Below are 22,670 nucleotides of genomic sequence, written 5' to 3'. Positions count from 1 at the left end.
GCGGCAATTCCGAGGTGCTGACCTGCCCGCTCCTTCGTCCCGCGCAAATTCGCCGGCCGCAATTGGCAGGGATATCAGATCGAACGGTCGGACACTTCCCCGATCCATTCCGTTGCAAGCTCGATCGCAACGGCGGAGCGGATATCGAGAGCGTTGGCGGCCACGAGAAGCTCATAGCGACCGGCGATGGCTCGAAATGCTCCGATCCGCTCGTCGAAATAGCTCAGATCGCGCGGACGAACGACAAGCGAGGCTGTGCGCTTTTCACCCGGCATGAGCCGAAGCTTGGCAAAGGCGCGTAACTCCTTGTCCGGCCGCTCGAGCGCCGAAACAGGGGGCCGCACATAAAGCTGCACGAGTTCGGAACCCGTTCTGTCGCCGGTATTGGTGACATCGACTGTTACGGTGACACCCTCAGCGCCCATTCTTGTTGCCGAAGCCTGCGCCTCGCCCCAGGAAAATCGCGTATAGCCAAGACCGAAGCCGAAGGGGAACAAGGGCTCAATATTGCGCGTATCGTGATGGCGATATCCGACGAAGACGCCCTCGGCGTAACGCACATGCCCATCCTTGCCGGGATAGACGGATGCGTCGCCAACCATGGCGGAGTTATCCGATAGGCGCTTCGGGAAGGTTTGCGGCAGACGTCCGCCGGGCTCGACATCGCCGAAGAGCACATCGGCGACGGCATGTCCGAGCTCCTGGCCGGGATACCACATCTGAAGCACTGCCCGAACCTTGCCGAGCCAGGGCATCTCGATGGGGCCGCCGGTCTGCAGCACGACAATGGTATTGGCGTTAGCGGCCGCCACCCGGTCTATGAGTTCCTCCTGACGACCCGGCAGGCGCATATCTGGCAGATCGAGGCCCTCCGTATCCCACTCGCCGTCGCGGCCGACAAAGAGCAGAACGACGTCTGCATCACTTGCCTTTTGGACGGCATCCAGCATCGCCTCTTCGCCGAGCGGCTTCTCCACGCCGAAGCGTACCGCCGTCAGATTGATCCCCTCCTCGGTCGTCGTGGACGAGCAATATTCGACCACCACCTTGTAGCTCTGTCCGGCTTCCAGATGGATGCCCTGTCGCTGCTCGACATTGGCGGTGCCGAAGTAATTGTCACCGCGAGCCCAGCCATCATAGCCGTTGACGACGAGCTTGCCGTCGACAAAGAGCTTGGCGAGACCCGCATTCGTCATGCCGAATACATGCTCGCCGCTCTCCGTTGGCACATAGGAGGCTGTCATGCGGGCGGAGAACTCATTGGGATCGAGTTCCGAAGATGGCAGATCGAACCAGAAGAACTCGCCCTTGCTTGCCGTTTCGGTGGCGATCACCGGCCCCGTAAGGTCGCGGCCTTTAAAATAGTCCACCCGCATCTCACCTGAGAAGACATTGATCAGGCGATTGTTGCGGCAGCCGGTAGCATGGTGAATGCTGTTGGCATTCGACAGTGCCTGCCGGATGCCTTCCAAGGGGCTGACCCTGTAGTGGGCTGCGATCTGGGCGCTGCCGCCACCCATGACCCGGGCTTCGGCGGCATTCGGCCCGATAACAGCCACATGCCCAAGGCCTGCCTTCTGCAGCGGCAGAATGCCGTCGTTCTTCAAGAGCACGGCACCCTCGGCTCCGAGCTTGCGGATCAGCGCGCGATCCTCAGGCAGATCAAGCGCGTGTTCGCTCAAATCGGGCACCTTCTCGAAGGCGCCGACCCGCTCAAGCAATGTGAGAATGCGGCGAGCAGCCTCGCGCACGGTTTCCAGCTTGACCTCGCCGTTGCCCACCGCCGCCACGAGCTTTTCGCCACGGTCGCGCGTCGGACCGGGCATTTCCAGATCGAGCCCGGCGTTGACGGTCGCCGCTGTCGAATGAGAGCCGAACCAGTCCGACATGACTATACCGTCGAACCCCCATTCCTCCCGCAAGACTTTGGTCAAAAGCCAGGGATGCTCGCTCGTATAGGTGCCGTTCAGCCTGTTATAGGAGGACATAACGGCCATGACGCCGGCCTCCTTCACGGCCTGCTCGAACGGCGGCAGATAGATTTCGCGAAGAGCACGCTCGTCGATATCCGACGACATCGTCTGGCGCTCGATCTCGGATTCATTGCCGGCAAAATGCTTGATCGTGGCGGCAATACCCTGGCTCTGCACACCCTGGATATAGGCAACGGCAAGAGCGGCCGTCAGCATCGGATCTTCCGAATAGCATTCGAAATTGCGGCCATTGAGGCCGGAGCGGTGAATATTGACCGTCGGCGCCAACAACACCGAGGCGCCCTTGCTCTTGGCCTGGCCGGCGAGCGCCACGCCCATACGTTCGACAAGGGCGGGGTCCCATGTGGCGCCAAGCGCGATCGCAACGGGAAAGCAGGCCGCATTGACGCCGGCAACCAGCGAGCCGGCGCCGCGGGCTCCGTTCGGCCCGTCCGTGACCTTGATCTTCGCGATACCAAGGCGCTCAACCGGCACCGTGGTCCAGAAATCGGCGCCCGACAGCAGCGAAACCTGCTCTTCAAGCGTCATCCGGTCGAGAATATCGTCGATCATTAGGCCTCCCGAGCAATTCCCTGGCTGTTCCACCGTCCATCCGCGATGGAGATTCGCATTTAAGACAAACAAATCATAAACACGCCAGATGTTCTTCCGATAGTGCGATATGTGGATGAAATCCCATATCTTTTTTCGTCGACATTCAGCTTGTATCCCCTGCGGTACACGCTTCGCAACCGATCGGAAATTATAAGTTCGGCACAGGAATGGACGTCCCCGATTGCCGTACCGGCCAAAAGCGCCGGTTCGATAAAATGCGAATAATCTTTTTCCGAATAAATTTGACCGTGTCGGATCTCATGAGCCCAACTCATGGAGCCGAGTATGCGTTCACTTCTCGCCGCTGCAAACTTTCTCTTCGTCGCCGGCCTATTGTTTTCGACGGCAACGACGGCAAAACCCGTCGCCAATACCGCCGCGGCGCACACACATCAATTTGCGCGCGAGGTGACGGATGCGAGCGTACCCGTCGGCTGGACCAACTTCTGCAAAGCGCAACCAACCGAATGCGTGGCTGGCCAAAAGAGCACGGAATTCGTCAATCTCGATCGCGATCATCGGCTGCAACTGCAGCAGATCAACAGCCTGGTCAATCACGAGATCCAGGGCATCGGCGACAATGATCATTACGGCATCTACAAGCTCGGCATCGTCAATTGGTGGACCTATCCCGACGACGGTGCCGGCAACTGCAACGACTATGTCCTCTTGAAGAAGAAATTGCTCATCGAAGCAGGCTGGCCACGGTCTGCCCTGCTGCTGACGGTGGTCCTCGACACCCATAACGAGGGACATCTTGTCCTGATGGCGCGCACGAACGACGGCGATCTCATCCTCGACAATCTCACCGACACGGTCAAAAACTGGAACGGAACGGGCTATACCTTCATCAAGCGCCAGACGGCCGACGATCCGAACAACTGGGTTCGGCTGGAATCCGGTCGCACACCCGAAGAGCTTGCCATGATCAGCAAGGCCTTGGCGTCTCATTCACAGTGATTGGCAGCCCAATAGCTATCGACCAGACCTTTGCCGTCTTGGTCCAGGATGGCAAAATTGCCGGGAATGACGACGAAGAAGCGTTCTCCACTTTCCGCATCGGCGCTGCCATTTGCACTTGCCGCGTCGACACGACCACAGACGACGAAGCCTGGCATTCGTTCGCTCGGCTTGGCCGCCAGAATATGGATGGCAGAGGGCGGCACCTCCATCCGGCGCGCGACCGCCGCCTTGGCCAGCGCCGGGACATCCGCCATGGTTGGCAAGGCTTCGCCGGGGGCGGCTGCAAGCAAGATGCTCCCTGCGATCACGAGATGTTGCATCGACATCCTTTCGAAAGCCTGGACCACGGGAATTCAACTCTGGACGGCTATATCCCGTATGCCTCTGCAGCCGAAAGCTGCTTTGATCGAAGTTTATTGTGATTCGCGGGGCGGAAGAAGCTTGCGCTCTTGCCTTCGGATAACGATCGCGTATCAAGATCGTCCCCGCGCCGGGGTACATTTTGGAAAGTCAGCTTGCGAATGCGAACACGCCTGTCGATACTCCCGGCACTCGGTCTCCTTTTTATCCTTGCATTGACGAATACCGCTTCCGCGCATGAGCTCGTGCGCGTGCCGCCGGGCAATCGCAACAGCGTCCAGCCGCCCATACCGAACACCTCGGTACTGCGGGCCAAGGCCTTCAACACGACCTACGACGAAAAATACCAGAAGATCGTCGGCGTGCTTCGCGACGACAAGGACTTGATGGCCTCGATCAGGAAGGCCGGACAGGCCTACCAGATCGATCCCATCCACATCGTTGGCGCCCTTGTCGGCGAACACACCTACAACATCACGATCGTCAACAGGGTGAAGTCCTACTACGTCAAGGCGCTCGCCTATTCGCAGTCCGATTTCAAGTTTGCCTATAAGGACGTGACCGTCCAAACCTTCCTGAAAAAGCCGGAATTCGCCCCTTGCAACGCCTTCACCGGCAGCGCCGAATTGTGGGAATGCCGTGACGAGACCTGGGACAAGAGTTTCCGAGGCAAGGTCATCGACGGCGTCACTTACGAAAACATGACGTTCCAGCGCGCCTTCTTCCAGCCTTTCTTTGCCGGCCAGACCTTCGGCCTTGGGCAGATCAGCCCTTTGACCGCCCTTGAAGTCACCGATCTCGTGCATGCGACGAGCGGCCTGCCGAAGCTTTCCGTCGATGATCCGCAGGCGATCTACCGCGACATCATGGATCCCGATCGCAGCGTGATCTATATCGCCGCTATCGTAAAGGATGCCATCGACGCCTATCGTGCGGAGGGTTTCGACATCACCGACAATCCCGGCCTGACGGCAACGCTTTACAATGTCGGCCAGCCGCGCCGCCGTGCGGCCGCCCTGCGGCAAGCGGCGGACGCTACGGGCGGGAAGAAACTGCCGGAAGAAAATTATTATGGCTGGCTGGTGAACGATAAACTGCCGGAGCTGCGCGGGTTGCTCGGCAGCGACAATAGCCAATAGGCCGGCAGAACTTCACCCATGATGACCATCGGCCTAATCAGGTGATCAGGCTGACGCGATCATTGGCAATCTTGTTTTCGACCCAGGCTCGTTCATTCTGCCAATCATGCCGCTTCCACCCTTCCCAGCCAAAGCCGCATAGCTTGACGTCCCATTCGGACGCGGGGAACCTTACGAGCGCATAACGGATGCCAAGGAAGCCGGTGCTGGGAAAGACCTTGTGCATGTGACGCTCAGAAATACCGAGCTCACCGCAGCCTGCAATATAGGTCTGCGGCGGCATGATGCGGATCTCCTTGCCGGCCCTGCCCAGCAACTCGATTGCCTGCATCGTCCAGTCAGCCCGTCGGCCCTGCAAACGCTGGAAAATGTTGGGTCTTGGATGATATTTGCGAATGATATCGGGGTGGTAGGCCAGCATGAAGACCTTTGCGGCCTTAAGCGCAGCGTTATCCATGAAGCCAGGATCGAGAAGCCGCCGATACAGGATCTTGCTCGAGGCAGCCAGCATGATCATGTCGGTGCGCTCGCCGCTCATGCCGCCGGAAAGGACCGGCTCATTGAAACGCATGACGAATTGCGCCTCGTCGACGATACCGGCGATATCGCGTTCCAGCTTGCCATTGCCGACAATGATTGCAGTCTTACGCGCCAATGCGATCGTCCAGAAAATACGGGCCGTGGATTAGCAAGTTGTTCTGACAGCACACTGAAACATTGATGAGGCGGAAATAAAGTGCGCCCCTCCCGGATCGGCTGCGCGCTGAGGGAAGAATGGGCTCAACCCATAGCGCACGAGCCCATTCCCATTCCGCAAGGACCGTTGCGACTAATCACGCTGCCTGTTCGAGCACAGAACGTATCAGCGTTTCGGCTTTGGCAATGGCCGCATTTGTCGCCTCTGGGCCGTGGGCCGTCCCTTCGACGCGGATAGTTTCGATGTCGGTTATGCCCATGAAGTCGAGCAGATGCTCCAGATAGTTCGTCTGAAAATCGAAGGCCGCATGGACACCCTCCGAGAAGACACCGCCACTGGCCGTCACCACATAGGCTTTTTTGCCGCTCAGAAGGCCGTTAACGCCGCTCGCATCATAGCTAAAGGTGACGCCGGGCCAGATGATATGATCCATCCAGGCCTTGAGTTGCGAAGACAGACTGAAGTTGATCATTCCGGAGCCGATGACAATCACCTCGGCGGCCTTGACCTCGTTCACCAATGTCTCTGCAAGTGCTACGGCTTCAGTCTGTTCCGGCGTCCGCGCTATCGAGGGCGCTATGCGGCCTTCGATATAGGCCAGCGTGATATGCGGCAGCGGCTGAGCTGCCAAATCGCGTATCACGAGCGTTCCGCCCAGGCGATCTCTGAGCCCTTCCGCGACCTCGGTTGCGAATCGCGTGGACAGGCCTTCGGCGCCGCGCGGGCTCGAGGTTACAACGAGAATGTTGGTCATTTGCTGACTCCTTGTATGAGTGGTAAATAATTGTGACCAACGCTATTAATGTAACTAATTCATTCTCCGCAAGAAGGCACATTCATGACACTGAATGACATTGATTTTCCCATCCCCCAACTCGACGATTGCCGGATGGTGCGGGAAATTCTCGATCGCATCGGCGATAAATGGAGCCTGTACGTCATCGCCATTCTCAAAGATGGCCCCCTACGGTTCAACGAATTGCGGCGGCGGATCGACGGCATTTCTCAGCGAATGCTGACGTTGACGCTGCGCGGGCTGGAGCGCGACGGGCTGGTGACGCGTACGCTATTCCCCACGATTCCACCCCGAGTGGACTATGAACTCACCAAATCCGGTCGGGAACTGCTTGGCCCGGTGATGGCGCTTGTGGGATGGGCGACCGCCAATCAGGATGTCATCCAGGAGGCACGCGCTCAATACGACAAACGGTAGGTAGGCGTTTCGGTAAGTAATTCTTTCAAGTGCCTACAAGAAATACCGGAACTTCAGTGGAAGCAGCGCCGCGCCGATCGCGCTGGCATCACCTTTGGTTTCGCTGAGAACCAGCCGAGGTCCGGGCGGTGCGGCACCATAGCGGTGCGGACGCTGCGACGGCAGGCGGGCGCGCGCGATCATCATTCGTCCAAGCTCGGGCGGTAGCTGGCCACCGAAGACGATGGCTTGCGGATCGATCACCCCGGCAAGCGTGGCGATCAGGCGGTCGAGCATCGGCATGGTCTCGGAGAGCCAACTCTCGACGCCGGGCCAGGAAGGGTTGAAATTCTGCTTCAGTTCCTCGATGGAGCCTATGTCGACACCACTCTCCCGCAACGTGGAGATAAGATATTGCAAAGCCGGCCGGCGCAGCATTTCGTCGGGATTGTAGATGACGCTGAATTCCCCGGCATTCCCATGGAAGCCCAGATAAGGCCTGCCTTCCAGGATGAGGCCGCCGCCAAATCCATAATTGAAGGAGAGGTATGCAAAGGTCTTACACCAGCGCCCGACACCGCGCAGACTCTCGCCTATGGCGCCCGTCGTTGCGTTGTTGTCCAACCAGACCGGAACTCCGAACACATGCTCGAGTTCCGGCTGCAGATCGACCAGAGACCAGTCGCGCAGCGGCTCCGGAGCGTTAAAGCGACGATCATCGCCGACGAAGAAACCCGACATGGCAAAGCCGAGCCCGATGAGGTTCTCGCGCGATATTTCGTGGCGCGCCAGCATCGAACCCAGTTTCTCGGCAAGGATTGCCAGCGTTGCCTTGCGGTCGACCGGCACGCCCCTCAGCACCTCCTGATCGACGATGTCGCAGCCGAAATCAGCAAGCGACAGTGTCACGGCATCGGTATTGACGGAAATACCAACCGAATAAACCGCCTGCCGCTCCAGTTCGATCGTCGGGCTCGGCTGCCCGCGCGCGCCCTTAAATGGCGCACCGGCGCGAAGCAAGCCGCGAGCCACTAGCGCCTCGACGAGACGATGTACCGATTGCTGCGTCAAATTGGTGTGGACCGTAATGGTCGCACGCCGGATCGGTTCGTGATTGCGGACAATATCGAGGATGAGGCGCTCATTCTCGCTTGCCAGTGGGAATTTTTCCAACGCTGCCATGACTGCAATCCTGATCCTGTCGTACCGACCTAGCCGTTCGCCTATCCGGGCACAATCCGGACCCATATTCGCGGCTGCTCGTCATAAATATTACACTTTATGTGTATTAATAACCATAACAGCGATCGGTGCCAATGCACCGCGTCGGCCATAGCCATTGGTGCTCACATTCGACATCGAACCCCGCATCCGCTCATTCCGCCTCCAGCTCACGAAAGCTCTTCCCATGCACAGCCAGACCGCCACCTCGCCCTTATCTCGCAATGCCGATATTTACGACCTCCTTTCCCGGACCAATCCAAACATTCTGACGATTGCCCATCGTGGGCTTTGGTCGGCAGCTCCCGAAAATTCATTGGCGGCAATCCGTGCGGCAGCCGAGCTTGGTGTGGAATTCGTCGAAATCGACACGCAGGCGACTGCCGACGGCCATCTCGTCGTCATTCACGACAAGACGCTGGACCGCACCACGTCGGCTAAAGGTGTGGTCGGAGCGAGCAGCTTTGCCACAATCCGCGAGGCCCGACTGCGTGCCGGCGCTGGCGGAGAGATGACGGCGCTGACGGACGAGCGTATTCCCACGCTCGAAGAGGCGCTGGAGGAGGCGCGCGGGCGCGTCTTCGTCAATATCGACACGAAATTTCCGCGTGAATTGCCGCAGGTCATTGCCGCGGTGCGCCGTCTGGGTGCCGAGGATCACGTCATCATCAAGTCGGATGTCGAGCCGCAAAGCGGCTCCTTTCCTGTACTCGATGCCGATTGGTTCGGCTCGATCCCGCATATGCCGATGTTTCGCGTCCGGCCCGGAAAATTTACCGAGGATCTTCGAATGATCGAGCCGCTCAACGCGCCGATGATCGAGGTGAAATTTACCGACATTGCCGATCTCGCAGCCGGGCGCGAGGAACTGGAGCGCCAAAATATCCGGCTCTGGATCAATACGCTTGATGTCTCCTACAATCTCGACTTCAACGATAGCCGGGCGCTTAGCGACCCGGAAGGCGTATGGGGAACACTCGTTGATGCCGGCGTCGGCGCCATTCAGACCGATATGAACGTCGAATTCAAGCGGTGGCTCGCGACCAGACGCAGCAAATAGAGCCCCTTCGGCTTAACGCACAGACAAGAAAGCCCGGGCGGCCTCCCATCGCCCGGGCTTTTGCGTCCTCCCGCGCTGGTAGCAATCTAAAGCGAAGCCTTCGCGCTTGCGAAGAGGGGCGTTTCTCAGGAACAGCCTTACCAATTTTGGTCATCTGAAAGGCAAATGCTGCACCGCAAAGGAAATGATGCGAAAATGAATTAAAACTGATGTGAAAATGAATTTTGAATGTTGACTTAAGGAATCGCTGAACTAGTTCCCGCTCATACGCCGGGGTCCGCCCCATCCATAGCGACCATATAATCCTGCATAATCCTGTGCAGCCGTTCCAGCAGCTAAGTCGCTGTTGCGGCAAGGAATATTCGTGCGGTTACGAGGTCGCGTCATAGCGCAGTGGGACTTCAGTATCGCATGAGCAGCATCACTGGACGGCTCGTCAAAGGAAGCATGTGGCTAAGCCTGTCGCGGACCATCGTGAACGGACTTGCAACGCTCAGCACCTTCGTATTGGCCCGCTATCTCGCGCCCGCCGATTTTGGCGTCGTCGCCCTTGGCATGACGATATTGATGATCGTCACGACCATTACCGAACTTTCCCTCTCGGAGGCGCTGATCCGTCACGCTGCACCGGACGAATCCCATTTCAGTGCCGCCTGGACCCTGAATGCCGCGCGCGGGCTGGCGATCTGCATCCTGTTTGCGATCTTTGCCTATCCGGCGGCGGCCCTTTTCAATGAGCCTAGACTGGCGGGCGTCATGTTCGCTCTCGGCATCAGCATGTTGCTTGGTGGTCTCACGAATCCGCGCCGCATCATGCTGCAGCGCGATCTGATCTTCTGGCAGGAGTTCGTGCTTGCGGTCTCGCAGAAATTCGCCGGCTTCGTCGCCTCCGTTGCAATCGCCATCATCTATCAAAGCTATTGGGCGCTGATCGTCGGCACGCTGATCAGCCAGGCGACGAATGTCATCGTCTCCTATCTCGTGCTGCCCTTCCGCCCCAGGATCACCTTCCAGCACATGCGGGAGTTCTTCTCCTTCTCCGCCTGGCTGACCGCCGGCCAGATCGTCAGCACGCTCAACTGGCGCTTCGACTATCTGCTTGTCGGCAAGATGCTCGGCGGCATCCAGCTCGGCTATTATTCGGTCGGCAGCAACCTCGCCATGATGCCGACGCGGGAGGCGACCGCTCCACTCACGCAGACGATCTATCCGGCTTTTGCCGGTATTCACAACGATCCAGGCAGGCTCGCCGCCGCCTATCAACGCGTGCAGGCACTGGTTGCCGCTGTCGCCCTTCCAGCCGGCATCGGCGTTGCCGTGACCGCCGATCCGTTGGTGAGGCTCGCGCTCGGCGACAAATGGGCGCCTGTCATTTTCATCATCCAGTCGCTGGCCTCTGTCTTTGCGCTGCAGACGCTGGGCTCGCTCGTACAGCCGCTCGGCATGGCAAAGGGCGAGACGCGCGTGCTCTTCGTCCGGGACACGCAGATGTTCTTCCTGCGTGTCCCGATCATGATTGGCGGCCTGATGCTCTATGGCCTTCCGGGGGTCATTGCCGGCCGCGTCTTCACCGGCCTTTTCAGCACGGCCGTCAATATGATGCTCGTGCGACGCTTCACCGGCATCACCGTCGCAAAGCAATTGTCGGTGAACCTTCGGGCACTCGCGAGCGTCGCCATCATGGCGGCGGGCGTCTCTTTTGCCTCGAGCCATCTTGCCTACACGGACGACAAGTTCGTGCTCGTAACGCATCTCGCACTCCTGATCCTGCTTGGCGGCCTGCTCTATTGCGGTTCGACGCTCCTGCTGTGGACGCTGATGAAGCGGCCGGCCGGCCCGGAAACGGAGGTCCGAAACATACTCGGCAAGGTGCTGCCGAGACTTCGGCCTGCCTGAAGCGCGGCCGATACCGGCCGGACTGATTGTCATCTGAATGGGGGAATGGGGAAATGACATTACCAGCAAATCAACAGCTGATCGCCAAACTGGACAACATGATCCACGATTGCCTGAAGGATTACATTAGCAATGATGAACCTCTGGCGATCCTCGACTTTCCCGACATCCGCAACTGCGGCGACTCCGCCATTTGGCTCGGTGAAATGGCTTATCTCAACAGGCGATACGGCAAGCGCCCGGCCTATGTCTCGCGCATCGACGATTTCTCGCCCGAGCAACTCGAGCGCACCATGCCGACCGGCCCGATCTTCATTCATGGCGGCGGCAATTTCGGCGACATATGGGATGCGCATCAGGACTTCCGTGAACGGGTTCTGGAGCGATTTCCCAATCGGCAGGTAATCCAGTTCCCGCAATCCATCCATTACAAATCGCAGGCACGCATAGAGGAAAGCGCCCGCGTCATCGGACGTCACAAGCATTTCGTATTGCTGGTGCGCGACGAGGAATCGAAAGAGTTTGCCCATAAGCACTTCGATTGCGAGGTGCGTCTTTGCCCGGACATGGCCTTCAGCATCGGTCCAATCCGGCCGGAGGCCCCGGAATTTCCCGTGCTTGCCATGTTGAGATCCGATCTTGAGAAGGTGGGCGACGCCAATCTCTCCGCCTATCCCGATATCCCGAAAGAGGACTGGACGACCGAATCCGCCAAGCGTGTGCGCATCTCCAAGGCGATCGGCGCGGCAACGGCTCTCATGGCTCTCAAACCGGCTGAAATAAGACTGCGCAAGCTCGACGCAGCGGCACATAATCGTCTTAGACGCGGCATACGCCAGATTTCCCGCGGCCAGGCGATCGTCACGGACCGTCTGCATGTCCATATCTGCTCGATCCTGCTTGGACGGCCGCATGCGGTGCTGGACAATAGCTATGGCAAGATACGCCGGTTCATGGCGGCATTTTCCGGCGGTACCGATCTTGCATATCGAGCAACCTCGCTCGATGACGGTATCGCCTGGGCGCGCCATCAGGCGACACAGCCATTGGCCGCTGCCTGACAGGCCGTGTCGTAGGCTTACAAAAATAATAAGGCGAAAGCGCTTCAAGTGCCTTCGCCTGATATTGGCTCGATCCAGCCTGGGAGGCAGCCATCCGAGCAGCGCAGACAAACCGCCTGCCCTTTCCCAAAATCGCTCTTAACGGGCGTTGTACTTCGCATCGACCTCGTTGATGGCCTTGACGTTGCCGGCCGAGCGGCCATTCTCGTCAAACGTCTGCGCCAGGAAGGCGTCGGCAATCGCCTTGGCGAGCTCAGTGCCGATGACGCGGGCACCCATGGTGATGATCTGGGCATTGTTCGAGAGCGCCGCGCGTTCCGCCGAATAGGTGTCATGGGTCAGAGCAGCGCGAATACCCGGCACCTTGTTGGCCGAGATGCAGACGCCAATGCCGGTGCCGCAGACGAGGATCGCCTTGTCATAGGTGCCGTCGATGACGCCGGAGGCGACGCGGTCGGCGAGGTTGGCGTAAAACGCATCAGGCCCTTCGTCAGTGCGCGACACTTCGCTCACCTCGAAACGCTCCTTCAGATGATCGGCGAGAACCTTGGCGAGGCCTTCGCCGGCGCTGTCTCCAGCAATAGCAAGCTTCATGATATGTCTCCTCAGAGTTTGGCGGCGCACTTGGCCAAGATGTCGAGATAGCCCTCGACGTTCCAGGCCGAGCGGCCGATGAAGAGCCCGTCTACGTGCGGGCAGGATATGAGTTCTTCGCAGTTTTGCGGATTGACGGATCCCCCGTAGAGACAGGGGATCTTTCGACCGAGTACCTTTTGCGCGACCGCGACGATTTCAGCCTGGCGCGCATCAGCATAGGAAGGCTCTGCAGGGATTCCCTTCTCGCCGATCGCCCAGACCGGCTCATAGGCGAGCAGGATCTCAGCCTGCTTCTGCGCGTCCGGGAGCTTCGACAGAGCGCCAATGACCTGCTCGCTCAGGATCTCCGTTGCACGACCGCTCTCACGATCGGCCAGCGTTTCGCCGATACAAATCAACGGGATCAAGCCATGACGAACGGCCGCCTCCGTTTTGAGGCCGACGGTTTCGTTGGTCTCGCCAAAATACTCGCGACGCTCCGAATGGCCGAGCTCGACGATATCGAGATTGCAATCCTTCAACATCAACGGCGAGATTTCCCCCGTCCACGCACCCTGGTCGGCCCAATGCATGTTCTGGGCGCCCACCTTGACGGAGCTTTCCGAGAGGATCGATTTGACTTCCCGCACGGCCGTGAAGGGTGGAATGACAAAGCGCTGGATGCGAGGATCCCGAAAAGCATCGGCGGCACGCAAGGCCTCAGCGAAGGCGCGGGCCTCGGCAAGCGTCTTGTTCATCTTCCAGCTCGTGCCGATCCAATAGCGAGGCTTCTCTGTCATGTCATATCCTGGTTCGAGGCGATGGTAAGTGTGATGCCGTCGCGGCGAAATTGCTCGACAATGGCAGCGTCAGGCGCGTGATCGGTAATCACGGCGTCGAAATCGGACAGATCGGCCATGACGTGCAGCGCCGTATGGCCGATGCGCTGATGACTGACGAGCAGGCAGCTTTTAGCAGCCGATGCGATCATTGCCCGCTTGGTGCGCACGACGTTGTCGTCCATATGATAGGCAAGCTTACCGGAAACGGCCGGCGTCGACAGGAAGGCGATGTCGGCCCGCAGCCGTGACAATGCCTCCTCGGTAACGACGCCCAAAAACGCGTTGAACTTTGCGGAATAGATGCCGCCGAGCGCTATCAAGGTGATGCCGCTTTCGTTCTTCATCCGATCGATGATTGCGGCATTGTTGGTGATCAGCGTCAACGGCCGCTTCTGCAGCAGCATCTCACCCAAAACGGCTGCCATCGACCCATCGTTGATCATGACGGTCATGCCGGGCTCTACCAGTTCCACCGCCGTGCGCGCCATGGCGAGCTTCTCGTCATGACCCTGGCGCTCGCGGAACCGGAAATCACTTTCGAACTGGGTGCCGGCATCGATCGTCGCGCCGCCTCGGACCTTGCGCAGCACGCCAGCCTGTTCGAGATCATCGAGATCGCGGTGGATCGTCATCTTGGACACGACAAAGCGGTCAGCGAGATCGTCGAGATCGACGGTCTTGTGCTCGACGAGCAGATTGATGATCGATTGCTGGCGCTCTTCGCGTTTCACTTTGCACTCCGGCCTTTGGCCCGAAATGGATCTTAAAGGAGATATAACATCAAAATCTCACAAATCAACATTTCTGCTGTTATGTTGAGATGAATTCCTGTTTTATGGCGCAGCATCACACCTCATCCTTCAGGAGCGCCCGCGCCGTTTTCTCATCCGTTATCAGACCATAGAGACAGCGGCTCTTGAGGACGGCAAGGATGGCTTCGACCTTCGGCAATCCGCCCGAAAGCGCGACCAGCCGTTCGCCCTTCATGCGCGGCAGGGAGGCAGACAATGTGCGCGAGGTCAGCGTCGTCTCAAGAATATTGCCGTCGGCATCGAAGAAATGGCCGAGAATTTCGCCGACGCCGCCGGCCGCCGTGATCTCCTTGATCTCCTTCGGCTCGACCATGCCCGACAAGACGAGCTGCGCATCGGTATCGACCGTGCCGAGACCGACGAGCTTGAGATCGGCACCGTTTGCAAGATCGAAGACTTCCTTCACGCCGCGCTGCGCAAGCAGCACATCGCGGTCTTCCCGCGTATTGGCGAAGAAGGGCACTGGCATGACATGCGACTGCATGCCCGTCTTTTCGGCTATGCGGTGCATCACGTCATAGGGGTTGGCTGCATAGTTTCGCGTCAGGCCACCGAGCAGCGAGACGAAGCGTAAATCCTTGGCGCTGACGCGCGACAGGTGATGGACGGCGGAAGAGAGCGTTCGGCCATGGCCGAGGCCGATCACCTTATTGTGGCCGCTCTCGATCTCGCGCCGCAGGAAGCCGGCTCCCGCCTGACCGAGTGCGCGAAACTCGAAACCCTCCTCGCCCAGATCGGGTGCGACTTCGCAATATTGCAGCCCAAAGCGAGCCGAAAGTTTGGATTCCAACTCGACGCATTCGACGATATCGCCGTCGATCGTCACCTTGACGACGCCTTCGGCAACCGCGCGCGCAATCAGCCTGTGCGCCTTCACCGAGGGAACGCCGAGACGTTTCGCCACTTCGGACTGCGTCAGCCCGCCGGCATAGTGCAACCAGGCCGCCCGCACGGCGAGCGAAGCATCCGCATCCGTCATCGTCCGTTCCCTTTCATTTCTATACGCATAGTCCTCCGCCTGTTCTCTCCGGCCATAGTGTCCGATCCGGCCACCTCCTCGGTACCTGTTGAATCGGGACTCGGCCGCTCCACCGGCTAGATATGCAAGTCGCTGACGCCCGTGTCGATATGAGGCGCCCAGAAGGCAATGCTTTCGGCAATCTGCGGGATGACCTGGCGATCATTGGGCTCGCGCTCCTTGAACGACAATTCCAGGCAGATTTCATTGTCCTTGGCACCACCTTCAGCAAATGCCTTCAACAGCGGTTCCGGCTGGATGCGGCCCTTGGCATTGAATTCCGCTGTGAAGGGACGATGCCCTCCCTTGTCCATCAGGCTCTGCTTGATATGGATGATCGGCGAAACCTTCGGCACGGCGCGCGCCCAGGCGTAAGGGTCATAGTCATCGGTATTGGCCGAGGTGACATCGCCATGATCGATATCGGCCATCATCCACATGGGGATGGCGAACGGCGCCTTGGTCAGCCTGTCCTGCAGGGAAAGGCAGGCCTCGATCGTCTCGCCGAATTCGCGGCCGATGCTCATCGGCTCCCAAAAGATATAGGAGAGGCCGGCAGCCCGGGCATGTTCGGCCACCTCGCCCCAGCAGTCGATCGCGATCTCGATCAATTCCTCGCGGCGGACCGGATCGTCATAATCCTTGTAGGTGAAGATCGCGAACTGCGTGCCGACCGAATGACCGCCGAGATCGGCGGTGATATCGGCAAAAGTCTTGAACCAGTCGATATAGTAGCGGCGAACATCCCTGTCCGGATGACCGAAATGGTTAAGGCGGCCATACGGTCCGGTCATGCCTGAGGTCACGCGAACGCCGGTGCGCTTCAGTGCCGCCTGCATATCCCGCGTCAGCCGGCGAATGACCGGTGCCTGCCAGCTCGGATTGATGAATTCGTGCGTCAGCTGCAGATCGCGGATGCGCAGGTCACGCGCGACCGTTTCGATCAAATCGGCCGGCTCGGCAAAGCGATTGACAAGCGGGTTGGTGTTGAGTGAAAGCGTCAAGGGCATGCGTATTCTCCGGCAAGATCTGGTGGTTCAGGCGGCCAGCGCCAGTTCGGCATCGAACCAGGCGGCGAAGGCCGCCTTCTCCTCAGCTGTCATGTGCAGACCTTCCTTGGTACGCCGCATCAGCACGTCGTCGGCCGCCTGCGCCCATTCGCAAGCCACGAGATAGCGGACTTCGGCCTCGTAGAGATCGCCGCCGAAATGCCGGCCGAGGTCCGCCAGCGACGTGGCATTGCCGACGATCTGCTTCGTGCGGGCGCCATAAAGATGGCCGTAGTGATTGACGAGCGCACGCGGCATCCAGGGATAGGCCGCCCGCAGCGTATCGGCAAAGGCGACATAATCGGCATCGGGGATTTCGCCACCCGGCAAAACAGCCCCCCGCGTCCAGTCGCCACCCATCTTCGGGAAGAATTTCGCAAGCCGCTGCATCGCATGCTCGGAGAGCTTGCGGAAGGTGGTGATCTTGCCGCCGAAGACGCTCAGGAGCGGCGCGCCACCGGTCTCGTCGAGATCGAAGACATAGTCGCGCGTGACAGCCGACGGATTGCCCTTGCCATCGTCGAACAGCGGCCGCACACCGGAGAAGCTTTCAAGCACATCAGAGCGGCGCAGCTTCTCCTTGAAGTAGCGATTGACCGCCGTGATCAGGTAATCGATTTCCTTCTCGTCGGCCTTTACCTCTTCCGGCTTGCCTTCGTAGGGAATGTCGGTCGTGCCGATCAGCGCCTTGTCGCCTTCGTAAGGGTTGATGAAGATGACGCGCTTATCGTGGTTCTGCACGAGATAGGCCTGCTGGCCGGCCCAGAATTTCGGAACGATGATGTGGCTGCCCTTGACCAGCCGGACGCTACGCTGGCTGTTCGAGCCGACGACGCGGCCGATAATGTCGTTGACCCAGGGACCGGCGGCATTGACCAACACGCGAGCGCGCACCGTCCGCACCTCGCCGGAGCGCTCGCTGCGCATTTGAATGAGCCAGTTACCCTGCTCGCGACGCGCGCTGACGCAAGCCGTGCGCGTCAGGATCCGCGCGCCCTTGGCGGAAGCATCGAGAGCGTTGAGAACGACGAGCCGGGCGTCATCAACCCAACAGTCGGAATATTCAAAACCCTTGGAATATTGATCCAGGATCGGCGCCCCTTCCGGATCGCGGTGCAGATCGAGCGAGCGGGTGCCCGGCAGCTTCTTGCGGCCACCGAGATGATCGTAGAGAAACAGACCGAGACGAACCAGCCAGGCCGGACGATCCGTCGGACTATGGGGAAGAACGAAGCGCATCGGCCAGATGATGTGGCTGGCCGAGTTCAACAGCACCTCACGTTCGATCAGTGCCTCGCGCACTAGGCGGAATTCATAATATTCAAGGTAGCGCAGGCCGCCATGCACGAGCTTGCCGGAGCGCGAAGACGTCCCCTCGGCGAGATCGCCTTTCTCGCACATGATAACCGAAAGGCCGCGGCCGGCCGCATCGCGGGCAATGCCGGCGCCATTGATGCCTCCGCCAATCACGAAAAGATCAAAGATTTCCGGTTCCATCATGTCATGCTCCTAAGGATGCCTATGGCATCATCAATTCAATCTTTTAAGCCGCGCTCGCTCGCCGGCCTGATAACGGCTAGTGCTGGGCCAGTTTGTCCCAAGCCGGCGCAATCGCCTGGCGCACGTCCTTGTAGGCGTCGAACAAGCGGTCATAGCGCTCAACGTTTTCCTGATCCGGCGCTTCGGCTTCGCCGAGCAGCGGCGTCACCCAGTCAGCAATGCAGCTGTCCATGTCGCGATAGGCGCCGATCGCGACGGCGGCCATCATCGCGACGCCTGCGGCCCCCGCCTCCTCGCGATCGGAAATCCGCACCGGTGCCTTGACGGCGGCCGACAGCGAACCCCGCAGTGCGCGCGACCGGGCAGCTCCTCCCGTGATGCGCAGCTCCGAAGGCATGTCGCCCATGGCGGCATAGCAATCGCGCGTTGCCATGCCGAGCCCTTCGACGACAGCCCTCAGCATGTCGGCAAATCCATGCCGCGTCGAAAGGCCGGTAAAGCCGGCACGCGCATGGGCATTGACGAAGGGACCGCGCTCGCCGGCCTCGGAAATATAGGGATGATAGATAAGATTTGTCGGCCGCGCTTCGGCAAACCAGGCGTCGATGCGCGGAATGAGGTCGGAATAGGAAATCTCGCTCCCGCTTGCGGACATCAGATCTGCCGCGATCTTCAGAATCCAGTCGATATTGATGGTCGCACCCATGTTGGTCTGGACCTGCGTGACGATGCCAGGGATCGGCAGGGCGATCACATAGCCGGTCCCTTCGTCATTGAGCTGGACATCCGGCACGGCCTTTGCGCGCATATGCACGCCCGTCGATCCGATCGTTGAGCAGGCCGCGTTCTGGCCGCCGGTGCGAACTCCGGCGCCAAGTGCGGTCATCACCATGTCGACATAGCCGAGACATACCGGCGTTCCGGCCAGCAGACCGGCTGCCTTTGCCGCCGTTTCCGTCAAGGGATGGCTGATCTCCGTTCCATCGACGATCTCGGGAAGAAGCGAGCGCCGGCGGGCAAGGCCGAGCGCATCGATGACAACAGCATCATACTGACGATTGCGGAAATTACCGAAGGTGAAGCTCGCCTCGGATGGATCGGTCGCGCGAACGCCTGTCAGATTGAGATAGAGCCAGTCCTTGCAATGCAGCGCCGTCTCGGCCCGATCGAGAAGCTCAGGCATGAAGCGATCCATATGGGCGAGCTGCGCGCCCTGCTGGCAGGTATTGAGACCGGTTCCGGTCGCCTCGAAACGGGCGCGATTACCTTCCAGGGCGCCCAACCGTGTGACCGTCGATGCGGCTCGGGCATCAAGCCAAAGCCAGGCATCATCGACGGGCGCATTGCCAGGACCAACAAGCCAAGTGCCGTCGCCCTGCCCCGTAACCGCGATCGCAGCCGTCCGGCTGGCAAGATTTTCCACCTTCTCTCCAAGCCCGCGCAACGCGCTGACACAGTCCGCCCAGGTCTGGCCGAGCGACTGCGTGACCGATCCGTCTTCACCCGTCCGGTAGCGATTTCGCGCCGAAGCGGAAGCGATCTGCTTTCCGGTTAGGTCGAAGGCAACTGCCTTCAAAACAGAGGTCCCCGCATCGATTCCGATGATGATCCCGTTACCCTTAGGCATTGGACGCCGACCCCACCGTCCCGCGTCTTGCAACACGAGCGCAAGCAAACATCACAAACATTTTCATTCCTCCCCTTACAACCAAGGGCATAAGCTATGCTCGTCCGCATTCGTCGTCGCTATATTTGCCACTCCACAGACAGAATGACGAACGAAGCAGCACTTAACAGACAATGGATCCACGATTCATCCGAATGCCGCCCTCATAACACAAAGATATCGCGGCTGCAGTAATAATTTTCTGGTGTTGTAATTTTTTTCATATAAAATAGATGGAAATAAACGTCGCGTCACCGCAAGCAGGAGCGGCGACTGCAATCGAGGAAAATTGACGTAACGGACGGAGCTCCTCAGAAGGGGTTAGTAAGACGCTGCAAAATATGTGTGCAGCGTTTCCGTATTCACCAATTATTTTAATTACTTAAACAGTTGGCTTGTAGTTAAGGCGACTAAAGCGGCACCGATCGCAGGGCGTCCGTACAGCACCAATAGAGCAGCAAGCTTAAGCGCGAAAAAACGGGAAACACTGAAACTCATAGAGGCCCACCGAATACGAAGCGCACTAAATCACGGTTGACAGCCTTAAAGATTTATAACATATGAAGCGCAGTTATTAACATACTTATATCACAAATATCGCATAGATGCGGAAAATGTGAAGAGGGCGATTGGAGGAGACAGTCGCCTGTATGCTGAGGAGGCTCCTGATGTTGAATTTCCCTTTCGGTGACGGCGTAGCCCGAAGCCAAGCGGAACGCGCCGCGCACCAAATGCGCAGGCCCGACTGCCACTAAGCCGGATCGCGGCACTTTTCTCCCTTTCTCCATCAGGCAATCCGGCTGACATGCCCAAGGTCGTTTGAACATGAATACGCAAGCTCAATACGCAACTGCCAAGCCGACAGGCTCCAAGGTGAAGATCGTCGCCGGCATCGCCGCCTTTGTGATCGTGATCGGCGCCATCGCCGCCGATACCAAGGTGGTCAAGATTGGCTCCGAACACGACGTGCGCGAACAGGGTTTCCAACCGGATACCTATGGCACCGCCGAATTCCCGAAAGTGCAGGCCGATGTCGAAAAGCGCGCCGTCGATGCGGTGACGCTCGCCAGTGCGGTTCTCGCCGACAAGAAGGCGGTCGGCGAGAAATATGGCGTCGCGACTACAACCGGTCCCGTTCTTCCCGTCTCCTTGACGGGCGCCTTCGGTGAACGCAAGGCCAACCTCAACGAATTCAAGGTCGATGGCATGCCTGACGGCATCACCGTTCGCATCCAGACGGGTCCTGCCATCAACGGCACCGATCTTCGCGATGCGACTGGCAAGATTGAATTCGGGCAATTCACCAACCAGATCGAATATCAGGACGCGGGCTCCGCCATCAACAACGAGATGAAGAAGGCGACCCTTGGCGGCCTGGATCCTGAAAAGCTGACCGGCAAGACGGCAACGGTCGTCGGGGTCTTCAAGCTCATCAATCCGAAGAACTGGCTCGTCACCCCGGTAAAGGTCGACGTGAAATGAGCCAGGTCCAGCACAATGGCACGACCACGGGTGAAGTCGTTCTCGCCGCCCGCAACGTTGCCAAATCCTATGGCAGCGTCCATGCGCTGAAGGGTGTCAATTTCGATATTCGCCGCGGCGAGGTCACCACCCTCTTCGGTGAAAACGGCGCGGGCAAATCCACCCTAATGAAGATCCTCTCCGGCGTCATCCAGCCGACATCGGGGGAGATCATCCTCGATGACGCCCCCATTTCCTTCGCCTCCTCCACGCATGCGCGCGCCTGCGGCATTTCCATCATCCACCAGGAATTGAGCCTGGCGCCGAATCTCAGCGTCCGTGACAACATCTTCATGGGTCGTGAGATCATGAAGGGAGGCGTGGTCGATTTTGCCGAGGAAGAACGCCAAACCCGGGCACTGATGGAGGAGCTCGAAGAAAACATCGATCCGATGACACCGGTCGAGGATTTACGTCTCGGCCAGCAGCAGATCGTCGAGATCGCTCGCGCTCTATCGGTCAATTCCCGCATCCTGATCATGGACGAGCCGACTTCGGCGCTCAGCGCCAGCGAGGTCGAAGTTCTCTTCAAGGTCATTCGCGACCTGACGAACCGCGGGGTGTCGATCGTCTATATCTCGCACCACCTGGAAGAGGCGCTGCAGATCACCCATCACGCCGTCGTTCTGCGCGATGGCAACATGACCGCCTATGCCGAGCGCAAGGACATCGATCTCGAATGGATCGTGCGCAACATGGTCGGCGACAATTTTGACCTCGGCAGCCCGCCGACCGGCCACAGAATGGGCGACGTGGCGCTGACGATCGACAATCTCACGGTTCCAGGCCCTTCGGGCGCCGCCTATAACGCCGTCGATCGCCTATCGCTTGAAGTCCGCGCCGGCGAAATCGTCTGCATCTATGGTCTGATGGGCGCCGGCCGTACCGAACTGCTCGAATGCGTGGCAGGACGGCTGCGCTCGAGCGGGGGCCGCGTCCTCCTCGGCAACACGGATGTCGGTGGTCTCAGCATCGCCGGACGCATCGCGCAAGGGCTTGTACTGGTACCGGAAGATCGCCAGCGCGATGGTCTCGTTCAAACGATGACGGTCGGCTCGAACCTGTCGCTTGCCAGCATCGGCGCCTTCACCAAGGGTCTTTTCACCTCCGGCGGCCGCGAGCGGACGCTGGTGAACGACTCCATCCGCAAGGTTCATATCAAGACCGACGGCGGCGATGCGGCGATCGGCTCGCTATCGGGCGGCAACCAGCAGAAAGTCGTCATCGGCAAGATGTTGGCGACGGCACCTCGCGTGATCCTGCTCGACGAGCCGAGCCGCGGCATCGACATCGGCGCGAAGGCTGAGGTCTTCAAGCTGCTGGCCGAGCGCGCCAAGGAGGGGCTGGCGGTGATCTATTCGACGTCGGAAGTCGCCGAGTGCCTGAGCATCGCCCATCGCATCATCGTCATGCACCGCGGCAGGATTTCTGCCGAATTCGGTCCTGACGTCACCAAAGAAAAGATCATGGCCGCCTCTGGCGAAGCAGTGGTCGCGCACTAGCCGCATT

General features: G+C 59.2%; 20 protein-coding genes. 8 read left to right on the top strand and 12 right to left on the bottom strand.

Features of this window, described 5'->3' with window-relative positions:
* Nucleotides 1-74 precede the first annotated feature (74 nt).
* A complete protein-coding gene (locus FHT73_RS26675) occupies nt 75-2,546 on the bottom strand; it encodes a glycoside hydrolase family 3 C-terminal domain-containing protein (protein ID WP_183716001.1) in 2,472 nt (823 codons plus the stop codon).
* A 327-nt stretch (nt 2,547-2,873) separates the two neighbouring features.
* Between FHT73_RS26675 and FHT73_RS26670 the strand changes: the two genes are divergently transcribed.
* A complete protein-coding gene (locus tag FHT73_RS26670; RefSeq protein ID WP_183715999.1) occupies nt 2,874-3,548 on the top strand; it encodes a transglutaminase-like cysteine peptidase in 675 nt (224 codons plus the stop codon).
* On the opposite strand, the gene FHT73_RS26665 is transcribed toward FHT73_RS26670, so the two are convergent.
* On the bottom strand, nt 3,536-3,871 hold the full coding sequence (locus tag FHT73_RS26665; RefSeq protein ID WP_183715997.1) for a hypothetical protein: 336 nt from the start codon (nt 3,869-3,871) through the stop codon (nt 3,536-3,538). The two genes, FHT73_RS26670 and FHT73_RS26665, sit on opposite strands and share 13 nt — an antisense overlap.
* A 201-nt stretch (nt 3,872-4,072) precedes the next feature.
* Here FHT73_RS26665 and FHT73_RS26660 point away from each other — a divergent pair, with 201 nt between their 5' ends.
* Nucleotides 4,073-5,050, top strand: a complete 978-nt coding sequence (locus tag FHT73_RS26660; RefSeq protein WP_183716043.1) for a DUF1402 family protein — start codon at nt 4,073-4,075, stop codon at nt 5,048-5,050.
* Between the two features lie 37 nt (nt 5,051-5,087).
* On the opposite strand, the gene FHT73_RS26655 is transcribed toward FHT73_RS26660, so the two are convergent.
* Both FHT73_RS26655 and FHT73_RS26650 read right to left on the bottom strand, forming a co-directional pair.
* A complete protein-coding gene (locus FHT73_RS26655; RefSeq protein ID WP_183715995.1) occupies nt 5,088-5,705 on the bottom strand; it encodes a hypothetical protein in 618 nt (205 codons plus the stop codon).
* Between the two features lie 178 nt (nt 5,706-5,883).
* On the bottom strand, nt 5,884-6,501 hold the full coding sequence (locus FHT73_RS26650) for an NAD(P)H-dependent oxidoreductase (protein ID WP_183715993.1): 618 nt from the start codon (nt 6,499-6,501) through the stop codon (nt 5,884-5,886).
* A gap of 84 nt (nt 6,502-6,585) precedes the next feature.
* On the opposite strand from FHT73_RS26650, the gene FHT73_RS26645 reads away from it, so the two are divergent.
* The gene (locus FHT73_RS26645) at nt 6,586-6,960 is read left to right on the top strand and encodes a helix-turn-helix domain-containing protein (RefSeq protein ID WP_183715990.1); all 375 of its coding nucleotides are present in this window, start codon (nt 6,586-6,588) and stop codon (nt 6,958-6,960) included.
* Nucleotides 6,961-6,993: 33 nt separating this feature from the next.
* On the opposite strand, the gene FHT73_RS26640 is transcribed toward FHT73_RS26645, so the two are convergent.
* Nucleotides 6,994-8,121 carry an ROK family transcriptional regulator gene (locus FHT73_RS26640; protein WP_183715988.1) on the bottom strand — a complete coding sequence of 376 codons (1,128 nt, stop codon included), beginning with the start codon at nt 8,119-8,121 and terminating at the stop codon, nt 6,994-6,996.
* A 226-nt stretch (nt 8,122-8,347) separates the two neighbouring features.
* Between FHT73_RS26640 and FHT73_RS26635 the strand changes: the two genes are divergently transcribed.
* From FHT73_RS26635 to FHT73_RS26625, 3 genes are all read left to right on the top strand, one after another.
* Nucleotides 8,348-9,220 carry a glycerophosphodiester phosphodiesterase family protein gene (locus FHT73_RS26635; protein WP_183715986.1) on the top strand — a complete coding sequence of 291 codons (873 nt, stop codon included), beginning with the start codon at nt 8,348-8,350 and terminating at the stop codon, nt 9,218-9,220.
* Between the two features lie 411 nt (nt 9,221-9,631).
* Nucleotides 9,632-11,116 carry a lipopolysaccharide biosynthesis protein gene (locus tag FHT73_RS26630; RefSeq protein ID WP_183715984.1) on the top strand — a complete coding sequence of 495 codons (1,485 nt, stop codon included), beginning with the start codon at nt 9,632-9,634 and terminating at the stop codon, nt 11,114-11,116.
* A gap of 53 nt (nt 11,117-11,169) precedes the next feature.
* Nucleotides 11,170-12,177 carry a polysaccharide pyruvyl transferase family protein gene (locus FHT73_RS26625; protein WP_112400038.1) on the top strand — a complete coding sequence of 336 codons (1,008 nt, stop codon included), beginning with the start codon at nt 11,170-11,172 and terminating at the stop codon, nt 12,175-12,177.
* Between the two features lie 138 nt (nt 12,178-12,315).
* On the opposite strand, the gene FHT73_RS26620 is transcribed toward FHT73_RS26625, so the two are convergent.
* The 7 genes from FHT73_RS26620 to FHT73_RS26590 all read right to left on the bottom strand — a co-directional run bounded on the left by FHT73_RS26620 (nt 12,316) and on the right by FHT73_RS26590 (nt 19,601).
* The gene (locus FHT73_RS26620) at nt 12,316-12,771 is read right to left on the bottom strand and encodes an RpiB/LacA/LacB family sugar-phosphate isomerase (protein ID WP_112400037.1); all 456 of its coding nucleotides are present in this window, start codon (nt 12,769-12,771) and stop codon (nt 12,316-12,318) included.
* Between the two features lie 11 nt (nt 12,772-12,782).
* Complete coding sequence (locus FHT73_RS26615) at nt 12,783-13,553, bottom strand: triose-phosphate isomerase (RefSeq protein ID WP_112610590.1); 771 nt, start codon at nt 13,551-13,553, stop codon at nt 12,783-12,785.
* The gene (locus FHT73_RS26610) at nt 13,550-14,326 is read right to left on the bottom strand and encodes a DeoR/GlpR family DNA-binding transcription regulator (RefSeq protein WP_183715983.1); all 777 of its coding nucleotides are present in this window, start codon (nt 14,324-14,326) and stop codon (nt 13,550-13,552) included. Before FHT73_RS26610 ends, FHT73_RS26615 begins: the two co-directional genes overlap by 4 nt.
* A 115-nt stretch (nt 14,327-14,441) precedes the next feature.
* Nucleotides 14,442-15,386 carry a sugar-binding transcriptional regulator gene (locus FHT73_RS26605; RefSeq protein WP_112337644.1) on the bottom strand — a complete coding sequence of 315 codons (945 nt, stop codon included), beginning with the start codon at nt 15,384-15,386 and terminating at the stop codon, nt 14,442-14,444.
* A 116-nt stretch (nt 15,387-15,502) separates the two neighbouring features.
* On the bottom strand, nt 15,503-16,435 hold the full coding sequence (locus tag FHT73_RS26600; RefSeq protein ID WP_112610584.1) for a TIM barrel protein: 933 nt from the start codon (nt 16,433-16,435) through the stop codon (nt 15,503-15,505).
* Nucleotides 16,436-16,462: 27 nt separating this feature from the next.
* Nucleotides 16,463-17,974: a glycerol-3-phosphate dehydrogenase gene (locus FHT73_RS26595; RefSeq protein WP_112610582.1), complete on the bottom strand. Its 1,512-nt coding sequence runs from the start codon at nt 17,972-17,974 to the stop codon at nt 16,463-16,465.
* 76 nt (nt 17,975-18,050) lie between these two features.
* Nucleotides 18,051-19,601: an FGGY-family carbohydrate kinase gene (locus FHT73_RS26590; RefSeq protein WP_183715981.1), complete on the bottom strand. Its 1,551-nt coding sequence runs from the start codon at nt 19,599-19,601 to the stop codon at nt 18,051-18,053.
* An 864-nt stretch (nt 19,602-20,465) separates the two neighbouring features.
* On the opposite strand from FHT73_RS26590, the gene FHT73_RS26585 reads away from it, so the two are divergent.
* Nucleotides 20,466-21,122 carry a DUF2291 domain-containing protein gene (locus FHT73_RS26585; protein WP_183715979.1) on the top strand — a complete coding sequence of 219 codons (657 nt, stop codon included), beginning with the start codon at nt 20,466-20,468 and terminating at the stop codon, nt 21,120-21,122.
* Nucleotides 21,119-22,663 carry a sugar ABC transporter ATP-binding protein gene (locus tag FHT73_RS26580; RefSeq protein ID WP_183715977.1) on the top strand — a complete coding sequence of 515 codons (1,545 nt, stop codon included), beginning with the start codon at nt 21,119-21,121 and terminating at the stop codon, nt 22,661-22,663. Before FHT73_RS26585 ends, FHT73_RS26580 begins: the two co-directional genes overlap by 4 nt.
* Nucleotides 22,664-22,670 lie beyond the last annotated feature (7 nt).

This window comes from Rhizobium sp. BK098 (assembly GCF_014193155.1).
Lineage (GTDB): Bacteria > Pseudomonadota > Alphaproteobacteria > Rhizobiales > Rhizobiaceae > Rhizobium.
Note: the sequence above shows the minus strand (reverse complement) of the source record. Positions and strands in the feature narration are given on the sequence as shown.